Raw genomic sequence first — 17,993 nt, forward strand, 5'->3', positions numbered from 1 at the left:
TATACTTTATGTTGAATAACCACAGGGGCGTTACACATTATGCCACTCTTATGTTCATTAACATGAGGATGACAAATGTAAATTCAAGGTCAAAAAGCATAAAAACACTGTTTTTTTGATCTGTTTTTATTATCCTTGAGTGTTATAAATATAAAAGAACATAAAAGAAGTCATGATTTGGTGAAGAATTAGCAGAACTTCACCTGAGATTTGTCTATTTCGCACCCCAAGTCATCTAAAATAGAAGAGTTCAATGAGCAATATCGGCACAAAGTTTATTCTCGCACAGCGGTTCGTATTCGACCCAAATAGCAACTCACTTGTTGATCAGATGAGCGACGGTGAAGTCGTGCGCTTAGGCAGCAACGAAAGCCGCATTCTCCTGATGCTGTCAGAAAGACCCAATGAAGTTATCACTCGTAACGAATTGCACGAATATGTTTGGCGAGACCAAGGCTTTGAGGTGGATGACTCCAGCTTAACGCAAGCAGTATCGACTCTGAGAAAGATGCTCAAGGACTCGACCAAATCTCCAGAATTCGTAAAAACTGTACCAAAGCGCGGTTACCAATTTATAGCGACGGTTGAACGTTCAGCACCACTGTCATCAAATGATCAGCCAGTAACAGGTGAAATTTCAGAAAGTGACGTAGAGCCGATCTTAACGTTTGCGAATACCACTTTAGCTGAAGAAACCATCACTGAAACTATCGAGCCAAAGCCAATTGCAAAGGCTCCTGAAACTCATATCGAAGTAGAGCCAATAACCAATCAGGCTAAGCCTAAAACTGAAAGCTCGAGTAAATGGTTAACGTTTGGAATGTTGCTTGTCGCTTTCCTCATGCCAATTCTCATTTTAACGTTAAAGAGCCCAGCTGAGTCCGAGTTCCGAACATTGGCTGACGTTGATGGTGTCAAAGTTCAAACACCAATTAACCACCCAACTCTCACAAGTTGGCTGCCAGCGATAGAGAAGTGCGTATTGCGTTATAACACCCGCCATACAGGTATGTTAAAACCGACTGAAGTGATTGCAACTGGTGGGCAAGGTAACAACCTGGCTCTCAACTATATTCATCCTCAAGAGCACTCGAGCGAGAATGTAACTTTAAGAATTTACGCAAACCAGTCGGATGTAAACGACATTTGTAACGGTGGTCAGTAACATGAAATTAAAAGTATCTATTATTTTACTGGTTATCTCTGCTTTCTTTAGCGGTTGGTTGTACTGGGGCAGCGATGCAAAAGTAGAGCGCTTGCTGACACAACACGAATGGCAATCGAAAATGGTGACGCTGATTAGCGATATCAAGCAAGAGGATTCAATCGGACCACTGCGTAAAGTTGAGTTGTCATCGAATGCGAAATACCTGCCAAATGGTACGTATCTGAGAATGGCTGTAGTTAGACTGTATGGCACTCAGACTGCACCCGCAAACGTCATCAATATCTCCGAAACAGGTCAGTGGGACATCAACGATAACTATTTATTGATTTCGCCAACGGAGTTTAAAGATGTAACGTCTGCTGAGCGCCAAGACTTTTCGGAAGAGCAACTCGAACTGATCACTCAAGTGATTAAAATGGATGCAGAGCAAAGCCGACGCATTGATATTATTAATCAGAAGGCACTGCTGCTCACTAGTTTAAATCATGGCTCAACGGTGTTGTTCTCAAACTAATGCTGTCTCAAGCTAAAATTGTCTCAAACTAAATCTCGACAGTTAGTTATTTAATATCAAAAACTTAATACCGTTAAACGATATACCAACAAAAAGGGGCATGATGCCCCTTTTTTGTTAGCCGTTAGCATTCAACTACTGTTTATCATTACCAGGGAGATCTAAGGATATGGAATCAAATCAGCTCAATCCAGAGCAAGCGAAAGAAACAGCCGTGAAAGCAACCATCGCTATACACTACTGTCGTCAATGCAATTGGATGCTTCGTTCTAGTTGGTTATGCCAAGAGTTACTGCATACTTTCAGTGAAGAGATAGAGCAAGTGAGTTTACACCCAGATACCGGAGGCCGATTTGAGGTTTTTTGTAATGGAATACAGATTTGGGAAAGAAAAGCGGACGGCGGCTTTCCTGAGGCTAAAGTTCTGAAGCAAAGAGTACGAAACATCATTGCTCCAGACAGAGACCTCGGCCACGTAGACTCAAAATAAGCCTTCTCACGGCCGAACCAATGATTTAAAGCTGGCCACTCACGAGAACATCACCTTCAAGACTAAGGACTTTGAAGGTATTGTGTTCATAGATGCCATAGCTCGCCGCGTGTCCCTCTCGTGGGAATGTCACCGAGCTAGGATTAAAGATGAATATGTCATCTTGGTATTCAGCGACAGGAATATGGGTATGACCATGTGCAATAATATCACCCGCCTTCAGCGCAGGGCGCTTATTGGTATTGTACAAATGACCATGCGTTAGGAAGATACGCTGACCTGATTCTAATAGTACCCACGAGTAATCCATCATCATTGGAAAAGACAACAGCATCTGATCCACTTCACTATCGCAGTTGCCGCGAACGGCAATGATCTCTTGAGAAAACGCATTCAACTTCTCTGCAACCGCTGGCGGGTTGTATCCTTCTGGAATCGGGTTTCTTGGCCCGTGATTCAGAATGTCACCCAATAGCACTAAATATTGCGCACCAGACGCTTGGTATAGCTCTAATACTTTTTCTGTTGCTGGCAGCGAACCGTGTAGGTCTGAAGCAAAAAATAATTTCACACGTACTTCTCCATAAAATTTATGAGCCTATTGTACGTATCTAACGGCTACACGTCATCTCTCGCCATACCGTTGATCACGATATTATTGTAACTAACCATACCGACTATTTTGTGGTCACTGACCACAGGAGCCCGGCTGATACCAAAACGTTCAAACAAGCGAGCACAATACTTTACGTTCATATCAGCAGATACACTCAAAGCCGGTTTAGTCATAATCTCATAAACGTTGGTTCGCTTGGGAGAACGATTTTTAGCTAATACTTTTTTGGCTATGTCATTCATCAGCACGATGCCATACTCATCATCCTCGTGGCGTTTATCAACAATGATGGCTTTTACTTTGTGCTTTTTCGCCATCTCTATCGCTTCCAACACCGTGGTTAGCCCATCGATAATCACATACGTATTGGCCATTACATCGGCCACTCGGATCTTTTCACTGGTACTCATAGCTCGTCCTCCACAACCTTTGTTAACGTCTCGACTTGATGCGCAACGCCTACAGCATCTTCGACATCGATTTGCACTGCTATCCCTTGCCCTGACTCTTGGTCGAACTCCCCCACTTCACTAATTCTTTCGAGAATATGCCTTGCTAGATGCTCCTCGACGACAAACAGCAGCACGTCTTTTTGCACCTCTAACGTTAAACCAAAGAAGGTGCGTTTTTGGTTTAAACCCTGCCCTCTGGCGTTGTTAATCACGGTTGCCCCTGTTGCGCCGGCGTCACGCGCGGCATCGAGCACGATATCGGTCTTGCTCTCTTCTACAAACGCTAAGATCAATTTAAAGCGCATCTTTGCTCTCCTTAGAGGATTGTGATCGGTTTAGCCACTGCGTTATTTGGGCATACCCCATCACGGATATAATTGGAAATAAGCTCGCGAAAGCAATCAACCCAAAGCCATCGATCACCGGGTTTCTTCCAGGCACCGTTGACGCAAGCCCCAACCCAAGTGCCGTCACTAAAGGAACCGTTACCGTTGAGGTCGTCACACCGCCGGAATCGTAAGCTAATGGAATAATCAATTTGGGTGCATAGAAGGTTTGAATCACCACAATGACATAGCCAAAAATGATGTAGTAATGAATAGGGTCGCCAGCCACGATGCGATAACTCCCTAGTGATATACCAATCGCTACGCCTAATGCCACGGAGATCCTCAGTCCATTAACGCTGATACTGCCACCAGAGACTTGATTGGCCTTGATCGCTACCGCAATCAAAGAGGGCTCGGCTATCGTGGTACTGAAACCAATACAAAACGCGAAAAGGTAAACCCAGTAATAATCAAACCAAACTAAGGTAAGGCCTGAACTGATCTTAAATTCAGTCAGAAAGCTTGGCTCGGTCAATTGCATTGCCATTGTCTCCCCCAAAGGAAACAACGCGAGCTCCAACCCCATCAAAAAGAGCGATAAGCCAAGAATGACGTAAAAGAAACCTACTAACACTTTGGCTAGGTTATTCACTGGCTTACGCAGCACTGCTAATTGAAAACCAAAGATGATCACCGCAATCGGAATCACATCCATCACAGTGCCTAAAAAAGTATTGAGAAATTGCTGAGCACTGATCATGTCACCACCATTCCGTAGACCATGACAAACATCATCGGCAGCAGTGAAGCAAAGGCGATCAATCCAAAGCCATCAATCATAGGATTTCGTCCTTTAATCGCAGAGGCTAAACCTACGCCCAATGCGGTCACTAACGGAACGGTAATGGTCGATGTTGTGACGCCGCCAGAGTCGTACGCAATCCCAATGATGTTTTCAGGGGCAAATGCAGTGAGCACCACAACTCCAATATAACCACCGATGATCATGTACTGAATTGGCCAACCTTTTAAGATCCGAAGCACACCAAGTAAAATAGCGATGCCGACCGACAGTGCCACCGTGAAACGCAGGCCATTCGCGTAGTGCTCCATCTCCTCTAACGAGTTAGGAATAACACCGCCCTCAGCCGCTACTTCTGCCGCTTCAGCAGCGACGGCTGTCAAAGCAGGTTCCGCGATAGTGGTGCCAAACCCCAAACAAAAGGCAAAGGTTAGTAACCAGAACACACTCCCCTTGCGGGCGAATGCTTGAGCCATCGATTCGCCAATTGGGAACAGACCCATTTCAAGGCCAAAGATAAAAAAAGTCAGTCCAAAAACCACCAGCACTAAGCCAGTGAGAATAGACAAAAGATGAGGGAGTGGCTCTTGCAGAACAGCAAGCTGGAAGAAAGCGATCACCGCCACGATCGGCAATAAATCTCTTAGGCTGCCTAACATGGCTCGAAACAAAGCAAGCACTGCCGTCATCGCAACTCCTAGTCGTCGAAATTGTGTCTGATTATGAATTACTAATAATCATGGCAAATCCTTATCTTTCCTTATGTGACAAATATTACGCAGTTGGTAACATATCGGAGTAAAATGCATAAGTGTGATAGAGGTATACATACGAGCCCGGTGAATTTAATTTCATTCTTTCGTAAATTGATACGCCGTTAGTTAGGTATCACACGATTGAAACCAACTGATCGTTATAGTGATTATTTCGTATTGATTGGCGATTAAAAACAAGCCATGTCTATAATTATGTTTAACAGGGAGATTGGTATGAAGATATTGTTAACAGGTGGTACGGGATTTATTGGCTCTGAATTGGTCAAGAGTTGGAACACTGACGACGTAACATTGCTGACGCGGAGCCCCGAAAAAGCAAAGCAAAACCTAAATCACCTCAACCAAAACAACCTTCATTACATTTTATCTCTTGATGAACTCAGCGACCTCAATGATTTCGATGTTGTGGTTAACCTTGCAGGCGAGCCGATTGCCGACAAGCGCTGGAGCGCAGAGCAAAAGGAAAGGATATGTAATAGCCGTTGGCACATCACCGAAAAACTGGTCGAGTTAGTTCATGCTAGTAGCAACCCGCCAAAAGCTTTTATTAGCGGTTCAGCCGTCGGTTATTATGGCGATCAACAGCAACACCCGTTTGACGAATCACTACAAGTAGAAGATGAAAGCTTTCCTCACAAAGTTTGCGCTCATTGGGAAGAGATAGCCAAGAGAGCACAATCCAGCAATACACGAGTGATACTACTACGAACAGGGATTGTACTCGGCGAAAATGGGGGTGCGCTCAAAAAGATGCTGATGCCGTACAAACTAGGAGTTGGTGGACCGCTAGGTTCAGGCAAGCAATACATGCCTTGGATTCACATGCTAGATATGGTGAGAGCCATCAACCACTTGTTGTCTATTCCTCACGCTCAAGGGGAATTCAACATGTGTGCTCCGCATCCTGTCACCAACAAACTATTCAGCAGCACGTTAGCTAAACAATTAGGCCGACCGCATTTCTTATTCACGCCGAAATGGGCAATGTCTCTTCTGATGGGTGAATCATCTTGTTTGCTATTTGACAGCATTCGCTGCAAGCCGAAGAAACTCACAGAGATGGGCTTCAACTTTAGTTACTCAAGAATCGAGCCGGCACTAAAAAATTTGTTACAACATCAAGACTAATTCTTTACCCTAGAGCGATAGAAACTCTATTAAAGGATTAAGCGTGAACAAGTCGATTCTAATTACTGGTTGCTCAACGGGTATTGGCTATACATGTGCTCATGCACTTCAAAAGCGCGGCTTTCATGTCATTGCATCTTGCCGTGATCCACAAGATGTTCAACGCCTTCAAAATGAAGGGCTCACCAGTATTCAATTAGATCTTTCCAACCAAGAAAGCATCGAGAATGGTGCCAAGCTTGCGATTGAACTCTCACCTAACGGGTTATATGGACTGTTTAACAACGGTGCTTACGGTCAGGCGGGTGCGTTGGAAGACTTACCGACTCAAGGGCTCAGAGAGCAATTCGAAACCAACTTCTTTGGTTGGCACCACCTTGTTTGTCAGATCCTTCCGCACATGCGCGAACGCGGTGAAGGCCGAATCGTACAAAACAGCTCTGTCTTAGGATTTGCGGCCATGAAATATCGTGGCGCTTATAACGCCTCAAAGTTCGCGCTCGAAGGGTGGACGGATACCTTACGTTTAGAGTTGCATGGCAGTGGTATACATATCTCGTTATTGCAGCCAGGCCCAATAGAAACCCAATTTAGAAATAATGCCCTGAAAGCCTTCAATAAATGGATCACCATTACTGGCAGCGCTCACCAAGATGCTTATCAACAACAAAAAGATCGACTCGAAAAAGAATCATCTAATAACGCTTTTGTTCTGCCTCCAGAAAGTTGTATTGAGCCTGTATTCCATGCTCTCACAGCCGACAAACCCAAGCTAAGATACCGTGTGACTACCCCAACTAAAGTGTTCGCGGTATTGAAAAGGATTCTACCGAGTCGCTGGCTAGACCCTATTTTGAGAAAAGCGGCATAAATTACTAACTTTGAATGCAGAGTCGCAAACTTTAATGTAACGATGTAATTTTTCCGTAACAATAAGATGTCATGATTATCCTATCTCATCAATTATTTCCAATTGATGAATTTAATCTGGATATTTCATGACTTTAAACCGCCTTAATTGGGTAGGTGTGAGTTTGGCTATTACGTTGTTTATTCTGTTTTGAATATCTTAAGTAATACCTCACAGACCACCTCAATGAGAACGCTGTGTCTTCCGTGTTGAGATAACAACTCTATCAACATCGAAGCATGGCGTTTTTCTATTTTTGGCGCTTTTTATCTGAGATAACCGAGTTAGATCTTGAAGTTACCGACTTATCACCCCATATTTGCAACGTATCCACAAAACAAACCTCAAGGAACGTAAATGCAATCTCCGCATATTGTTGAACTTAATGAGCAGAACTTTCGTCAAGTATTAGAAGGTTCGATGCAGACCCCTGTACTCATCCATTTTTGGGCACCAATGAGCCAAGAGAGCGCCCAAGTCATTCCAGAACTCCAAACATTAACTCAGCAATACAACGGCGCCTTCACGTTAGCTCTGTTAAATTGCGAGCAAGAACAAGCTATTGCTAGCCAGTTTGGAGTTCAAGCATTGCCGACTATTGCATTGTTTGTTAACGGTCAACCTGTCGACGGCCTAGGCGGCCCTCAAAGCTTAGAAGCGATTGTAGAGATGCTAAGCAAACACCTTCCAAGTCAAGATGAGCTCGCATTGCGTCAAGCGCTTGAACAAATGCAGGCCGGCGATCACACCCAAGCCTTAGCTGCAATGCAGCAACTTCCAGTAGAGCTCACGAGCAAAGGTGAAGTAAAACTGGCGATCGCAGAGTGTTTATTAGAAACGCAACAATTTGATCTTGCAGAAGAACAGTTAAAAACGATCCCTCTTGAATACCAAGACAACTACTACAAAGGCTTAGTCGCGAAACTTGAACTTCACAAACAAGCAGCGGATAGCCCTGAAATACAAGCATTAGAAACCGCTCTTCAGCAAGACCCAAGTGACGCGAAGACAGCATCTGAATTAGCATTGCAATATCACCAAGTGAACCGCAGTGAAGAAGCAATGGATCTGTTGTGGTCTTTCTTAGCCAAAGATCTCAATACACTTGATGGCGACATGAAAAAAGAGTTCATGGACATCTTAAGTGCGCTTGGACAAGGTAACCCTGTTGCCAGTAAGTACCGTCGACAGTTGTACTCTCTACTTTATTAGTAAAAACTTAAAAATCGTTAGATAAAACACCAAAAATTGATAATTCAATCAATGAGTTTATCGAATCAAAGAATATAAAATGGGCCATAAAATCAATATTTTATGGCCCATTTCTCGTTTATAAATTTGCTCAGAATTTAAATATGAGCCAGTATCAATACTGAACTATCAAAAACTTAAACTTACAAAGGATTTTGTATGGCTATTGATACATTGATTACTATCGGCGTCTTTACTGTCGTCGCACTACTGTTTATTTTCGCCGGAGTAAAAACGGTTCCACAAGGCAATAACTGGACCGTAGAACGCTTCGGCCGTTATACACAAACCCTCCAACCAGGTTTGAATCTAATCATTCCATTTATCGATAAAATCGGACAACGCATCAGTATGATGGAGCGTGTACTAGACATCCCCGCCCAAGAAGTTATCTCCAAAGATAATGCAAATGTGGTTATTGATGCGGTGTGTTTTGTTCAAGTTATCGACGCGCCTAAAGCGGCTTATGAGGTAAATGACCTTGAACATGCAATTCGTAATTTAACCCTCACCAATATTCGTACCGTACTTGGGTCTATGGAGTTGGATGAAATGCTTAGTCAGCGTGACATGATTAACACCAAATTATTGAATATCGTTGATGAGGCCACAAATCCTTGGGGTGTAAAAGTTACTCGTATCGAGATTAAAGACGTACAGCCTCCAGCGGATCTAACCGCAGCAATGAATGCTCAGATGAAAGCCGAACGTAACAAGCGTGCAGATATTCTAGAAGCTGAAGGGGTAAGACAAGCTGAGATCCTGAAAGCTGAAGGTCATAAGCAATCAGAAATCTTAAAAGCAGAAGGCCAAAAGCAAGCTGCAATTCTGCAAGCCGAAGCCCGTGAGCGAGCAGCAGAAGCAGAAGCGAAAGCAACTGAGATGGTATCAACAGCCATCGCACAAGGTGACATGCAAGCGGTGAATTACTTTATTGCACAAGGTTACACCGACGCACTGAAGTCGATTGGCCAAGCTGAAAACGGCAAGATCATCATGCTACCACTCGAAGCAACTGGCCTAATGGGTTCTGTTGCAGGTATCGCAGAGATGTTTGCACATAAGAATGATAAGGGTAGTAAGGACTAACTTATGGTCGAATTACTAGAACAAGTAAACCACTGGCATTGGTTAGCGTTTGGTCTAGCGCTGCTAGCACTTGAGCTGATTGGAACCGCTGGTTACTTTTTATGGATAGGCATATCTGCCATGCTCGTCGGTGCGCTATTAGGCGTACTACCGATCGGTTGGCAGATGCAATGGTTGTCCTTTGCTAGCTTCTCTCTTATCACCACTTGGTTATGGTGGAGAAGGCAGCTATCTAGTGACAAGCAGTCTGACTCTACTCGAGATCTTAATCAGCGAGAAAAACAACTGATTGGACGAAAGACTCGTCTCTTAGAGCCGGTACAAAAAGGTAACTGCAGGATAAAGCTAGGGGATAGCTCATGGTCTGCGATCAGTACACATGATATTGATGCGGGAGAGGAAGTTGAGATAACGGCTGTCGATGGCATTATCCTAACGATAAGCCCGACTAAACAATAATCAAGCAAACCTTCCCTCAAAGCCATAAGTAACCAACTTATGGCTTTTTGTCTACAAGTGAATCGATAATTGGGCAATGGCTATTTGAGTCACCCGGGCATTGTTCAACCCACTTCTTCAATGTCTTCTGAATAACTAATAAGTCTTCAATTTTTTTATTCACTTCTTCCAATTTACTTAGCGCTTTTGCTTTAACATCGGCACTTTCGCGACATGGGTTGTCGGCTAATTCAACAAGTGCACGACACTCATCAAGCGAAAAACCAGCGCTTCTCGCTTTCGCTACGATTCCGAGCTCCTTGATCTGCTTCTCACCATAAGACCGATAACCATTTTCAGAACGTAACGGTGCAGATATCACCCCTTTGTCTTCATACAAACGAATAGACTTAGGTGATAACTGCGTGAGGCTTGCAACTTCGCTTATGTTCATAATATTACTCAAGTAAATATCGCTTAAAAACTATTTAGAAACCTAAGACTATTATTCAAACATCTAGGAATGCTAACTACCGAAACAAAAACATTGAAGCAATATAATGTTCGAAAATAAAGTCTGCTGTTTATGGCTATTTTACATCAAATGATGAGAGTAGCTTAGATTTTCCAACAAACCCAAACACCAACTATCAACAAGTTACTGATTGAAATAGCAAAATAGGCATTCGTTATTTTTCATAGTAAATTTTTTGATTTTTTTGATTTTTGAGAAATACCTCACATACTAATGAATATCTCTTGTTTGAAGAGATTTTTAGTGAGGTGTCATTATGAAATGTTATCTAGCGTTAATTTTTAGCTTAGTTTTAAGCTTCTCAGTATCCGCCCAAAATGTAGGAAGCACTGCATCTGGACCGATCATAAAATGTGACTTAGGAAGTAGTGTTGTAGAATATATGCCTATCGTTATATGCAAGCATAGTAATGGTAAGGTTCTACACTAACAAAAAAGGAGCCTAGGCTCCTTTCCTTTAAAACTCGATTAATTGTTTGATTATCGTTTTACGTTCTTCTTTGGAAGCTTTGTTAAACCAATATTCGAACATTTCAATCTCTTTGACATTATCACCTAAAGAATCAACAACACCATTTCGATTTGCTACAGACCAGTTAATAACAGAGTCTCTTTGTTCCGTTGGAATTTGTTCAAACCAATATTTTGACATCTCTTGAGCTTGGCTTACCGACTCTTGCTGAAGCGCGGGAACTGCAACTACAGGTGCGGCTGCGGCTACAGGTGCTGCCATAACAGATTTAGCTGTTGCGTTTTTATCACCCGTATTTACGATTGCTTCGATGTAGCCAGCAGGAATAGAAAACGAAATGCTGTTCGCATTTGAAACTTGGACATCAAAAATTAGATCTTTAAAAGGTGCTTCGTTGAAGATTTCATTAGATACAGGAAATTTCACATACTGCGTTTGAGTACATATATCGCTGCATGTTTCAGCTGAAGCCGCATAAGGTTTTAATGGCACTTTACCTTCAGAACCTTGAACTAAGACAGAGCGATACTCGTTGTAATTTTTAAAGTACTGAAGCTCCATCGTTATGTATGAATCAGGTACCGTTACAGTACTGTTTGGGGTAACGTAATTTAGCTCTAAAGACGAGTTAACTAGCTGACCTTGTCTAACTTCAAGCACATCAGGAGACAACGACTCACCAACGACGATTTGGTAATTTTGCTTACTCTCTATTCTTTTAACGGAATCTGTAAAATCACTATTAGAATCTAATGTTGTACATCCAATTAAGAATAAAGGAATCGATGCTAAAACTATTTTTTTCATATTAACTACCTCGAGGGTTTCCCCATAATATTATTCGATGCCTTTTCTTTCTTAGGCTGGACCAGAAATGAATATGCGCCGACTAACAAGTCAGCGCATCTCTTTACTTAAAGCATGGTTTCAATTAGAAGCCGTACTCTAGACCAATACGTGTAACGAACGTATCTGTGTTAGCGATAGAACCTTTATCGTCAGCTTTAATATCACGCTGTGCAATACGGATGTAAGGAACAAAGCCGTTATGAACGTACATTAGCTGACCTGAGATCACGCTATCTTCATCATTGTTTTTAACACCAGCAGTTTCAGACTCTAGGTTAGCCGCGTAACCTAGTTTGAAGCCCCAAGGGCCGTTCCAGTACTGACCAATTACAGAGTATGAAGCCTGTTCAGACTTAGCGCCGCCTTGAACATCTGACTCACCCGCTTTGTAAGCTGCAGAAATACCGAAGCCTGCAGGAAGTGATGCTTCAAAACCGATTAGGTAACCGAATGTATCAGCCATTTCAGCTGAAGTTGCAGCAACCGCTGCAGTCGCATCACCAAAGTCAATACCTGTACCACACCCAGAACTTACTAAACATGTACCAGCAGCTTTTGCATCCGTACCAGCTTTAAGTTGACGATCTGATTCAGATTCAACAGCAGCGTGGAATGTAACTGTATCAGCTAAACGGTAGTGAGCAGCCGCGCCGTAGAAGTAGTTATCTTTAACGCTTGAGTCACCACGACCTGTTGCTAGGTTGAATGTGAAACCATTCAAGTCAGCAGAATCGTATCGAGCCATATCACCATGACGGTCACGGTTATATTTAACATCGCCGCCCCAGTCCCATACTGCGCCCAAACCTGGGTTAGCATAAGGCCAATCAATTACTTCATACATTGGCGTCAACATACGACCAAAACGTACTTTACCCCAGTCACCTTGCAGGCCTAAGAACGTATCACGGTTACCTAGTGTCGCACCGTCACCGTTTTCACCAACGTAGCCAGATTCGATCTGCATGAATACGTTCACGTTCTCGAACATGTCTTTACTTGCACGGAAACCAATTCGAGATTCATTCTCGTAATCGTAACCCGTACCTGTGTCAGTTTTTACGCCGTTTTTGGTTTTTTCTGAATCATAGTTAACAACAGAAATTGCTGCTACACCATAAGCCTGAACATTGAAATCTGAGATAACACCAACTTGAGAAGATTCAGATGCGAATGCTCCTGTTGAAATCATCGCAACTGCAGCACCAAGTAAAGTACGTTTGAAAATTTTGTTTTCCATGGAATAAAACTCCTAAAAATGGATATAGCTGTTTGAATATTTCCCGCCTAAAGTTGGCCGCCGTAGAGAGAAATACCTTTTCTTGTTTGAGAACCCTGAAACACCGAATTCTCGATTTCCTTTCTGGTTATACACATCGTGTGCATCCATGGCATTAAGACTAACTTCGCCCTCAAAAAGATCAATGAGAACTTAATTTCCATCTAAAAAAATATGAGTTGGTGCAAATTTATCATGTACTTAGTGATCCAGATCTACTAATTGAAAAACTTGAGATAACAAACGACCAAACCATTAAAAAACAACAAGTTAACCTCAGCACAACCTCTTATAAATTGATATCACTCGCATTTAATAAACAACCAGAACAACATTTCATTAATGTTGAGCACCATCACTGTCCTGATTTCATAGTTCGTATAGGAACAAATTTATCAACAATTAAAAAGTCATCATTTTTATATCAGAAACAAAAAAGGCACTCCTTTTAAAGGAGTGCCTTTGAGCTTTTTTTACCTTGATTTACTTACGAGATCAGAGCTATGAGATCTTCTTCTGTTCTTATTTCGATACCTAAATCTTGTGCTTTGGTCAGTTTAGAACCTGCCGCTTCACCAGCGAATAAGATATCCGTTTTCTTAGACACGCTACCGGTTACTTTTGCACCTAAAGCCTGCAAAGCAGCTTTCGCTTCACTGCGGCCTAATTTAGAGAGTGAGCCCGTCAGCACAACCACCTTTCCTTCTAACGGTAGTTCTTGATCATCCGCAACAGCTTCAATTGTAGGCCAGTTAACGCCAAGATCGATGAGTTGGTCGACTACTGCTCTGTTTTTCTCTTGTGAGAAGAAACTTGTGAGGTGACTTGCTACGATGTCACCAATATCTGACACTTCAACTAGCTGTTCATGAGTTGCAGCTTGAACCAACTCTAGCGTTTTAAAGTGCTGAGCTAAGTTCATCGCCGTCGCTTCACCTACTTCTCGAATACCTAAAGAATAAAGGAAACGCGCCAATGTCGTGTCTTTCGCTTTGTTAAGCGCACTCACTACATTTTGTGCCGATTTAGGTCCCATTCGATCAAGAACCGTAATCACACCTGGACTTAACTTAAATAGATCGGCTGGAGTTTCTACCATTTCGCGATCGACAAGCTGTTCTATCACCTTTACACCAAGGCCATCGACATCCAGCGCCTTTCTAGACACAAAGTGCTTAAGCGCTTCTTTACGCTGTGCTTGGCACACTAAACCGCCAGTACAACGCGCTACCGCTTCACCCTCTACACGCTCAACGGAAGAATTACATACAGGGCAAGCACTAGGGAATACAATCTCTTGTGCCGTCTCAGGACGGCGATCTTGCACGACAGCCACAATTTGTGGAATGACGTCACCAGCTCGGCGGATGATAACGCTATCACCAACCTTCACACCTAAACGAGCAATCTCGTCGGCATTGTGCAGCGTGGCATTACTTACCGTCACACCGCCAACAAAGACAGGTTCTAACTTAGCCACCGGCGTAATAGCGCCAGTACGACCCACCTGGAACTCTACATCGTTAAGTAGGGTAATCTCTTCTTGAGCTGGGAACTTATAAGCAATAGCCCAACGAGGTGCTCTTGCGACAAAGCCCAGAACTTCTTGTGCCGCGATATCGTCGATTTTAATCACCACACCATCGATCTCATAAGCCAAGGCGTCACGACGAGTCATGATATCTTGGTAATACGCTTTTACATCTTCAAGCGAGCTCAGCTGTTTAGTCTCAGGGCACATAGGCAAGCCCCAGCCTTTAAGCTGTATAAAACGTTGGTAGTGACTAGTTGAAAGCTCAGCCCCTTGCACAACACCAACACTGTAGGCATAGAAAGCCAGCGGACGTTTTGCTGTAATGCGTGAATCAAGCTGACGTAAGCTACCTGCTGCGGCATTACGTGGGTTAACAAAGACTTTGTCGCCCTTCTTCAATGCCATCTCATTCAGTTTGTCGAATCCAGCTTTTGGCATAAACACTTCGCCACGAACCTCAATGCGTTCTGGCCAACCTTCGCCTTGTAGCTTAAGTGGAATCGAGCTAATCGTACGTACATTTTCTGTAATGTTTTCGCCAGTAGCACCATCACCACGAGTTGCCGCCTGAACTAAAGTGCCATTCACATAAAGTAAACTCACGGCTAAGCCGTCAAGTTTCGGCTCACAACAGAATGTCTTAAGATTGGCCATTGGCGCTCTATCAGACATACGCTTATTAAACGCATCCAAATCTTCATCAGAGAAAGCATTATCTAAAGAAAGCATCGGGATCTCATGGGTCACTTGAGTGAAGCCATCTAGAGGCTGACCACCGACACGTTGGCTCGGAGAGTCCACCGTCACAAGTTCTGGATTCTCTTCCTCGATCTTTAGCAGCTGTTGCATTAATCGATCGTACTCGACATCAGGGATCTCAGGGCTATCTTCTACGTAATAACGAACGGCATGATAGTGCAGAGTTTCTCTTAACTGCTCTAAGGTAACTTGAATCGATTCTTTCATATCATTCTCTGTCGTGATTGAAATATCAAAAAGGGCTCCCTTAGGAGCCCTTTTCTATAAATATAGATTATTTACAAGGCTAGGCGTTAGCTGCCGTCATAAAGTCTCGGATTTGCTTGCGGTAGTCAGACAAACGGTTTGGCGTCATTAAGTTACGTGACTCATCCAATACGTTTCCGCCCATATCGTCGGCAATTTTCTGTGCAGCACTCAGCATCACATTGAAGTTTTGATCAGCTTGACCATAACAAGGCAGCGTCATAAAGAACGAAATACCTTTGGTGGTAAAGTCAGCAGGATCGTCATGTTCTAGTGTTCCTGGCTGCATCATATTTGCTACGCTGAAAATAACTTTTGGCTCATCGCTCGCTTGTGCAAAGCAGTGGTAAATAGACATTTCACCATAAGCTAAGCCGTTGTTCTCCATGCTACGGAAAAGTTCAGTACCCACAAATGGGATCTCCCCGGCACAGTGAACATTTAGAACAATGACTTCAAGGCCAAGATCTTCATTTGAATGAGCTTTTTCATCTAACTTACTTTCGTCAGCTAAATTAACTTCGTCACCCAACTGAGCTTCCCCAGCTAAGTTAACATCTTTATCTAACTTAGTTTCTTCAACCGAAGTAACACTTTGTGCAGCAACCACTTCTTTCCCAATAAATGGTTCGCTTGGCGTTAAGTCTTCGCTAGAAAGTAGTGGGTCAGCAACCGCATCAGAGGCTTCTTCAAACGAACCGTACTGCTCTTTAAAGCCTGCGTGATTTTGTTTTTGCTCGTCAGTCAATTCAAAGTTCGGAACTTCAGGTTCAACAACCTTCTCTTCCTCAACCTGTTCAAGCTCACCTTTAACTTCGATCGGGTCTTCAACACTGAAAGAAGGAAGATCATTCAATTCTATTTCGTCTTCGTGAGCTTCTTTTTGCTGTGGCGCTGACAATGGATCTGAGTCAATCAGCGGATCAGTTGCAGACGGTGAGACAGCAAAATCCGGTTCTTTACGCTCTTTTCGGATTATCTCAAAATCATCCTCAGGAGCGAATGAACGGTTTGGGATCGTTTCAGCTTCATCTAAGCTGTCGTTATCAAGCTTACCAAGCGGCTTATCTCCAAACTTTGCTTTCCCTTCTTTCTTACTCGTCCATAGACCATGGAACAATAATGCGGCGATAGCTAATGCGCCAACAATAATGAGTACAAATCGCAATTCCTGCATTTTTCGCTCTCAGCTTTCTTAGTCAACTAGCTATAAACACGCTGTCACTAAGTTAGGTTAATTTGGCTAATCTCACTACTCTATCAAAAGTAGCCACTGTTTTAGAACCACTTAATACAATTAGTTCATTACTTGGTGTGATTTTCACCACGCTTTTTTTCTTAATTTCGGTCGAGTACACTAGAGATGTTTGCTATTTAACCAAATTCACATGTGACCCAATTTAAATATGACTATTGAATCTGTTCCTCGCTCTGGCTTTGGCTATTTTATTTTCGGAATAAAAATTGCCTTATCGCCGAGTATCCGTAAGTTTGTACTGCTTCCTCTTATCGCTAACGTGTTACTTGTGGGCGGTGCTTTATTTTATATTTTCTCCAACTTAAACACTTGGATTGAAGGCTGGATTGGTGCATTGCCAAGTTTCTTGTCGTGGTTGTCATATATCCTATGGCCACTACTTGTGTTAACCGTTTTGGCCACGTTTTCGTATTTCTTCAGTACACTCGCTAACTTTATTGCCGCACCTTTCAACGGATTACTCGCGGAAAAAGTCGAAGAACTGCTGAGTGGTAAAAAAGTCAATGATGATGGTTTACTGGATGTGCTTAAAGACACTCCTCGTATTTTAGCAAGAGAATGGCGCAAGCTTGTCTATATCCTGCCAAAAGCGATCGGTTTGTTCCTACTTTTGTTAATTCCAGCGCTAGGACAAACTGTTGCACCGTTTTTATGGTTCATTTTCACTGCATGGATGTTAGCTATTCAGTACGCTGACTACCCATTCGACAACCATAAAATCAAGTTCGATGACATGAGAAATAATTTGAAACAAAAGCAAGGTAAGAGCTACAGCTTCGGCGCACTTGTTTCCGTGTTTACTACCATTCCAGTTTTAAACCTGATTGTGATGCCAGTTGCCGTCTGCGGCGCCACTGCAATGTGGGTTGCAGAGTTTAAAGACCAAGCCCTACGCTCTCGTCTATAGCTATCGCCTATAGTTCTACAGCCAGCTCTAACAACGCCTATCTTTTTGAAGTTCTGATTTCAATAAAAATAGGCGTGAATCCTGCGACATCTCTATATGATATAACTTTTTAATCCTTTTACCTTTTTTTCAACTTGTTTAATCTAAATTCAAGCTAAACAAACATCGAAAGACACTAGACGGTAAATTGG

At 42.9% G+C, this 17,993-nt stretch carries 19 protein-coding genes; 9 read left to right on the forward strand and 10 right to left on the reverse strand.

Going from position 1 to position 17,993, the window contains the following annotated elements:
• Positions 1-253: 253 nt before the first annotated feature.
• The 3 genes from OCV44_RS10510 (at position 254) to OCV44_RS10520 (ending at position 2,172) form a co-directional block, all read left to right on the forward strand.
• Positions 254-1,165, forward strand: a complete 912-nt coding sequence (locus OCV44_RS10510; protein ID WP_139685980.1) for a transcriptional regulator — start codon at positions 254-256, stop codon at positions 1,163-1,165.
• 1 nt (position 1,166) lies between these two features.
• Positions 1,167-1,682, forward strand: coding sequence for a regulatory protein ToxS (locus OCV44_RS10515; RefSeq protein WP_139685981.1), 516 nt, complete (start codon positions 1,167-1,169; stop codon positions 1,680-1,682).
• A gap of 169 nt (positions 1,683-1,851) precedes the next feature.
• Positions 1,852-2,172: a SelT/SelW/SelH family protein gene (locus OCV44_RS10520; protein ID WP_139685982.1), complete on the forward strand. Its 321-nt coding sequence runs from the start codon at positions 1,852-1,854 to the stop codon at positions 2,170-2,172.
• Positions 2,173-2,197: 25 nt separating this feature from the next.
• On the opposite strand, the gene yfcE is transcribed toward OCV44_RS10520, so the two are convergent.
• Genes yfcE through OCV44_RS10545 form a run of 5 tightly spaced genes read right to left on the reverse strand, consistent with a single transcriptional unit; the run spans position 2,198 to position 5,060 of the window.
• Positions 2,198-2,743 carry a phosphodiesterase gene (gene yfcE, locus OCV44_RS10525; protein ID WP_139685983.1) on the reverse strand — a complete coding sequence of 182 codons (546 nt, stop codon included), beginning with the start codon at positions 2,741-2,743 and terminating at the stop codon, positions 2,198-2,200.
• Between the two features lie 47 nt (positions 2,744-2,790).
• Complete coding sequence (locus OCV44_RS10530) at positions 2,791-3,198, reverse strand: CBS domain-containing protein (protein WP_086049847.1); 408 nt, start codon at positions 3,196-3,198, stop codon at positions 2,791-2,793.
• Complete coding sequence (locus tag OCV44_RS10535; RefSeq protein WP_004734245.1) at positions 3,195-3,545, reverse strand: P-II family nitrogen regulator; 351 nt, start codon at positions 3,543-3,545, stop codon at positions 3,195-3,197. Before OCV44_RS10535 ends, OCV44_RS10530 begins: the two co-directional genes overlap by 4 nt.
• Positions 3,535-4,329 carry a DUF1538 domain-containing protein gene (locus OCV44_RS10540; RefSeq protein WP_139685984.1) on the reverse strand — a complete coding sequence of 265 codons (795 nt, stop codon included), beginning with the start codon at positions 4,327-4,329 and terminating at the stop codon, positions 3,535-3,537. The genes OCV44_RS10535 and OCV44_RS10540 overlap by 11 nt, the downstream gene beginning before the upstream one ends.
• Positions 4,326-5,060, reverse strand: a complete 735-nt coding sequence (locus OCV44_RS10545; RefSeq protein WP_139685985.1) for a DUF1538 domain-containing protein — start codon at positions 5,058-5,060, stop codon at positions 4,326-4,328. Before OCV44_RS10545 ends, OCV44_RS10540 begins: the two co-directional genes overlap by 4 nt.
• Positions 5,061-5,360: 300 nt before the next feature.
• On the opposite strand from OCV44_RS10545, the gene OCV44_RS10550 reads away from it, so the two are divergent.
• The 5 genes from OCV44_RS10550 to OCV44_RS10570 all read left to right on the forward strand — a co-directional run bounded on the left by OCV44_RS10550 (position 5,361) and on the right by OCV44_RS10570 (position 9,984).
• On the forward strand, positions 5,361-6,275 hold the full coding sequence (locus tag OCV44_RS10550) for a TIGR01777 family oxidoreductase (protein WP_139685986.1): 915 nt from the start codon (positions 5,361-5,363) through the stop codon (positions 6,273-6,275).
• Between the two features lie 43 nt (positions 6,276-6,318).
• The gene (locus OCV44_RS10555) at positions 6,319-7,146 is read left to right on the forward strand and encodes an SDR family oxidoreductase (RefSeq protein ID WP_139685987.1); all 828 of its coding nucleotides are present in this window, start codon (positions 6,319-6,321) and stop codon (positions 7,144-7,146) included.
• A gap of 396 nt (positions 7,147-7,542) precedes the next feature.
• A complete protein-coding gene (locus OCV44_RS10560) occupies positions 7,543-8,397 on the forward strand; it encodes a co-chaperone YbbN (RefSeq protein ID WP_139685988.1) in 855 nt (284 codons plus the stop codon).
• A gap of 198 nt (positions 8,398-8,595) precedes the next feature.
• Entirely contained in the window at positions 8,596-9,525 is a 930-nt protein-coding gene (locus OCV44_RS10565; protein ID WP_139685989.1) for an SPFH domain-containing protein, read from the forward strand.
• Between the two features lie 3 nt (positions 9,526-9,528).
• Complete coding sequence (locus OCV44_RS10570) at positions 9,529-9,984, forward strand: NfeD family protein (RefSeq protein ID WP_139685990.1); 456 nt, start codon at positions 9,529-9,531, stop codon at positions 9,982-9,984.
• A 37-nt stretch (positions 9,985-10,021) separates the two neighbouring features.
• Here the strand turns inward: OCV44_RS10570 and cueR are convergent, their stop codons facing one another.
• From cueR to zipA, 5 genes are all read right to left on the reverse strand, one after another.
• Positions 10,022-10,417, reverse strand: a complete 396-nt coding sequence (cueR, locus tag OCV44_RS10575) for a Cu(I)-responsive transcriptional regulator (RefSeq protein WP_139685991.1) — start codon at positions 10,415-10,417, stop codon at positions 10,022-10,024.
• A 538-nt stretch (positions 10,418-10,955) separates the two neighbouring features.
• Positions 10,956-11,777, reverse strand: coding sequence for a DUF2057 domain-containing protein (locus OCV44_RS10580; RefSeq protein WP_139685992.1), 822 nt, complete (start codon positions 11,775-11,777; stop codon positions 10,956-10,958).
• A gap of 124 nt (positions 11,778-11,901) precedes the next feature.
• The gene (locus OCV44_RS10585) at positions 11,902-13,059 is read right to left on the reverse strand and encodes a porin (protein WP_139685993.1); all 1,158 of its coding nucleotides are present in this window, start codon (positions 13,057-13,059) and stop codon (positions 11,902-11,904) included.
• A 526-nt stretch (positions 13,060-13,585) separates the two neighbouring features.
• Positions 13,586-15,598 carry an NAD-dependent DNA ligase LigA gene (gene ligA / locus OCV44_RS10590; protein WP_139685994.1) on the reverse strand — a complete coding sequence of 671 codons (2,013 nt, stop codon included), beginning with the start codon at positions 15,596-15,598 and terminating at the stop codon, positions 13,586-13,588.
• A gap of 79 nt (positions 15,599-15,677) precedes the next feature.
• Positions 15,678-16,814 (reverse strand): cell division protein ZipA, encoded by a 1,137-nt coding sequence (gene zipA / locus OCV44_RS10595; protein ID WP_139685995.1) that lies wholly within the window; start codon positions 16,812-16,814, stop codon positions 15,678-15,680.
• A 229-nt stretch (positions 16,815-17,043) separates the two neighbouring features.
• Between zipA and cysZ the strand changes: the two genes are divergently transcribed.
• Positions 17,044-17,802: a sulfate transporter CysZ gene (gene cysZ, locus OCV44_RS10600; protein WP_012604561.1), complete on the forward strand. Its 759-nt coding sequence runs from the start codon at positions 17,044-17,046 to the stop codon at positions 17,800-17,802.
• The last annotated feature ends 191 nt before the right edge of the window (positions 17,803-17,993 follow it).

It is taken from the genome of Vibrio tasmaniensis, assembly GCF_024347635.1.
In the GTDB taxonomy this organism is placed as follows: domain Bacteria; phylum Pseudomonadota; class Gammaproteobacteria; order Enterobacterales; family Vibrionaceae; genus Vibrio; species Vibrio tasmaniensis.

Excerpts from the sequence above, each read along its gene's own strand:
- OCV44_RS10510 (WP_139685980.1), top strand. The coding sequence starts at position 254 with ATGAGCAATATCGGCACAAAGTTTATTCTCGCACAGCGGTTCGTATTC.
- OCV44_RS10515 (WP_139685981.1), top strand. The coding sequence starts at position 1,167 with ATGAAATTAAAAGTATCTATTATTTTACTGGTTATCTCTGCTTTCTTT.
- OCV44_RS10520 (WP_139685982.1), top strand. The coding sequence starts at position 1,852 with ATGGAATCAAATCAGCTCAATCCAGAGCAAGCGAAAGAAACAGCCGTG.
- OCV44_RS10530 (WP_086049847.1), bottom strand. The coding sequence starts at position 3,198 with ATGAGTACCAGTGAAAAGATCCGAGTGGCCGATGTAATGGCCAATACG.
- OCV44_RS10535 (WP_004734245.1), bottom strand. The coding sequence starts at position 3,545 with ATGCGCTTTAAATTGATCTTAGCGTTTGTAGAAGAGAGCAAGACCGAT.
- OCV44_RS10540 (WP_139685984.1), bottom strand. The coding sequence starts at position 4,329 with ATGATCAGTGCTCAGCAATTTCTCAATACTTTTTTAGGCACTGTGATG.
- OCV44_RS10545 (WP_139685985.1), bottom strand. The coding sequence starts at position 5,060 with ATGACGGCAGTGCTTGCTTTGTTTCGAGCCATGTTAGGCAGCCTAAGA.
- OCV44_RS10550 (WP_139685986.1), top strand. The coding sequence starts at position 5,361 with ATGAAGATATTGTTAACAGGTGGTACGGGATTTATTGGCTCTGAATTG.
- OCV44_RS10560 (WP_139685988.1), top strand. The coding sequence starts at position 7,543 with ATGCAATCTCCGCATATTGTTGAACTTAATGAGCAGAACTTTCGTCAA.
- OCV44_RS10565 (WP_139685989.1), top strand. The coding sequence starts at position 8,596 with ATGGCTATTGATACATTGATTACTATCGGCGTCTTTACTGTCGTCGCA.
- OCV44_RS10570 (WP_139685990.1), top strand. The coding sequence starts at position 9,529 with ATGGTCGAATTACTAGAACAAGTAAACCACTGGCATTGGTTAGCGTTT.
- cueR (WP_139685991.1), bottom strand. The coding sequence starts at position 10,417 with ATGAACATAAGCGAAGTTGCAAGCCTCACGCAGTTATCACCTAAGTCT.
- OCV44_RS10580 (WP_139685992.1), bottom strand. The coding sequence starts at position 11,777 with ATGAAAAAAATAGTTTTAGCATCGATTCCTTTATTCTTAATTGGATGT.
- OCV44_RS10585 (WP_139685993.1), bottom strand. The coding sequence starts at position 13,059 with ATGGAAAACAAAATTTTCAAACGTACTTTACTTGGTGCTGCAGTTGCG.
- ligA (WP_139685994.1), bottom strand. The coding sequence starts at position 15,598 with ATGAAAGAATCGATTCAAGTTACCTTAGAGCAGTTAAGAGAAACTCTG.
- zipA (WP_139685995.1), bottom strand. The coding sequence starts at position 16,814 with ATGCAGGAATTGCGATTTGTACTCATTATTGTTGGCGCATTAGCTATC.
- cysZ (WP_012604561.1), top strand. The coding sequence starts at position 17,044 with ATGACTATTGAATCTGTTCCTCGCTCTGGCTTTGGCTATTTTATTTTC.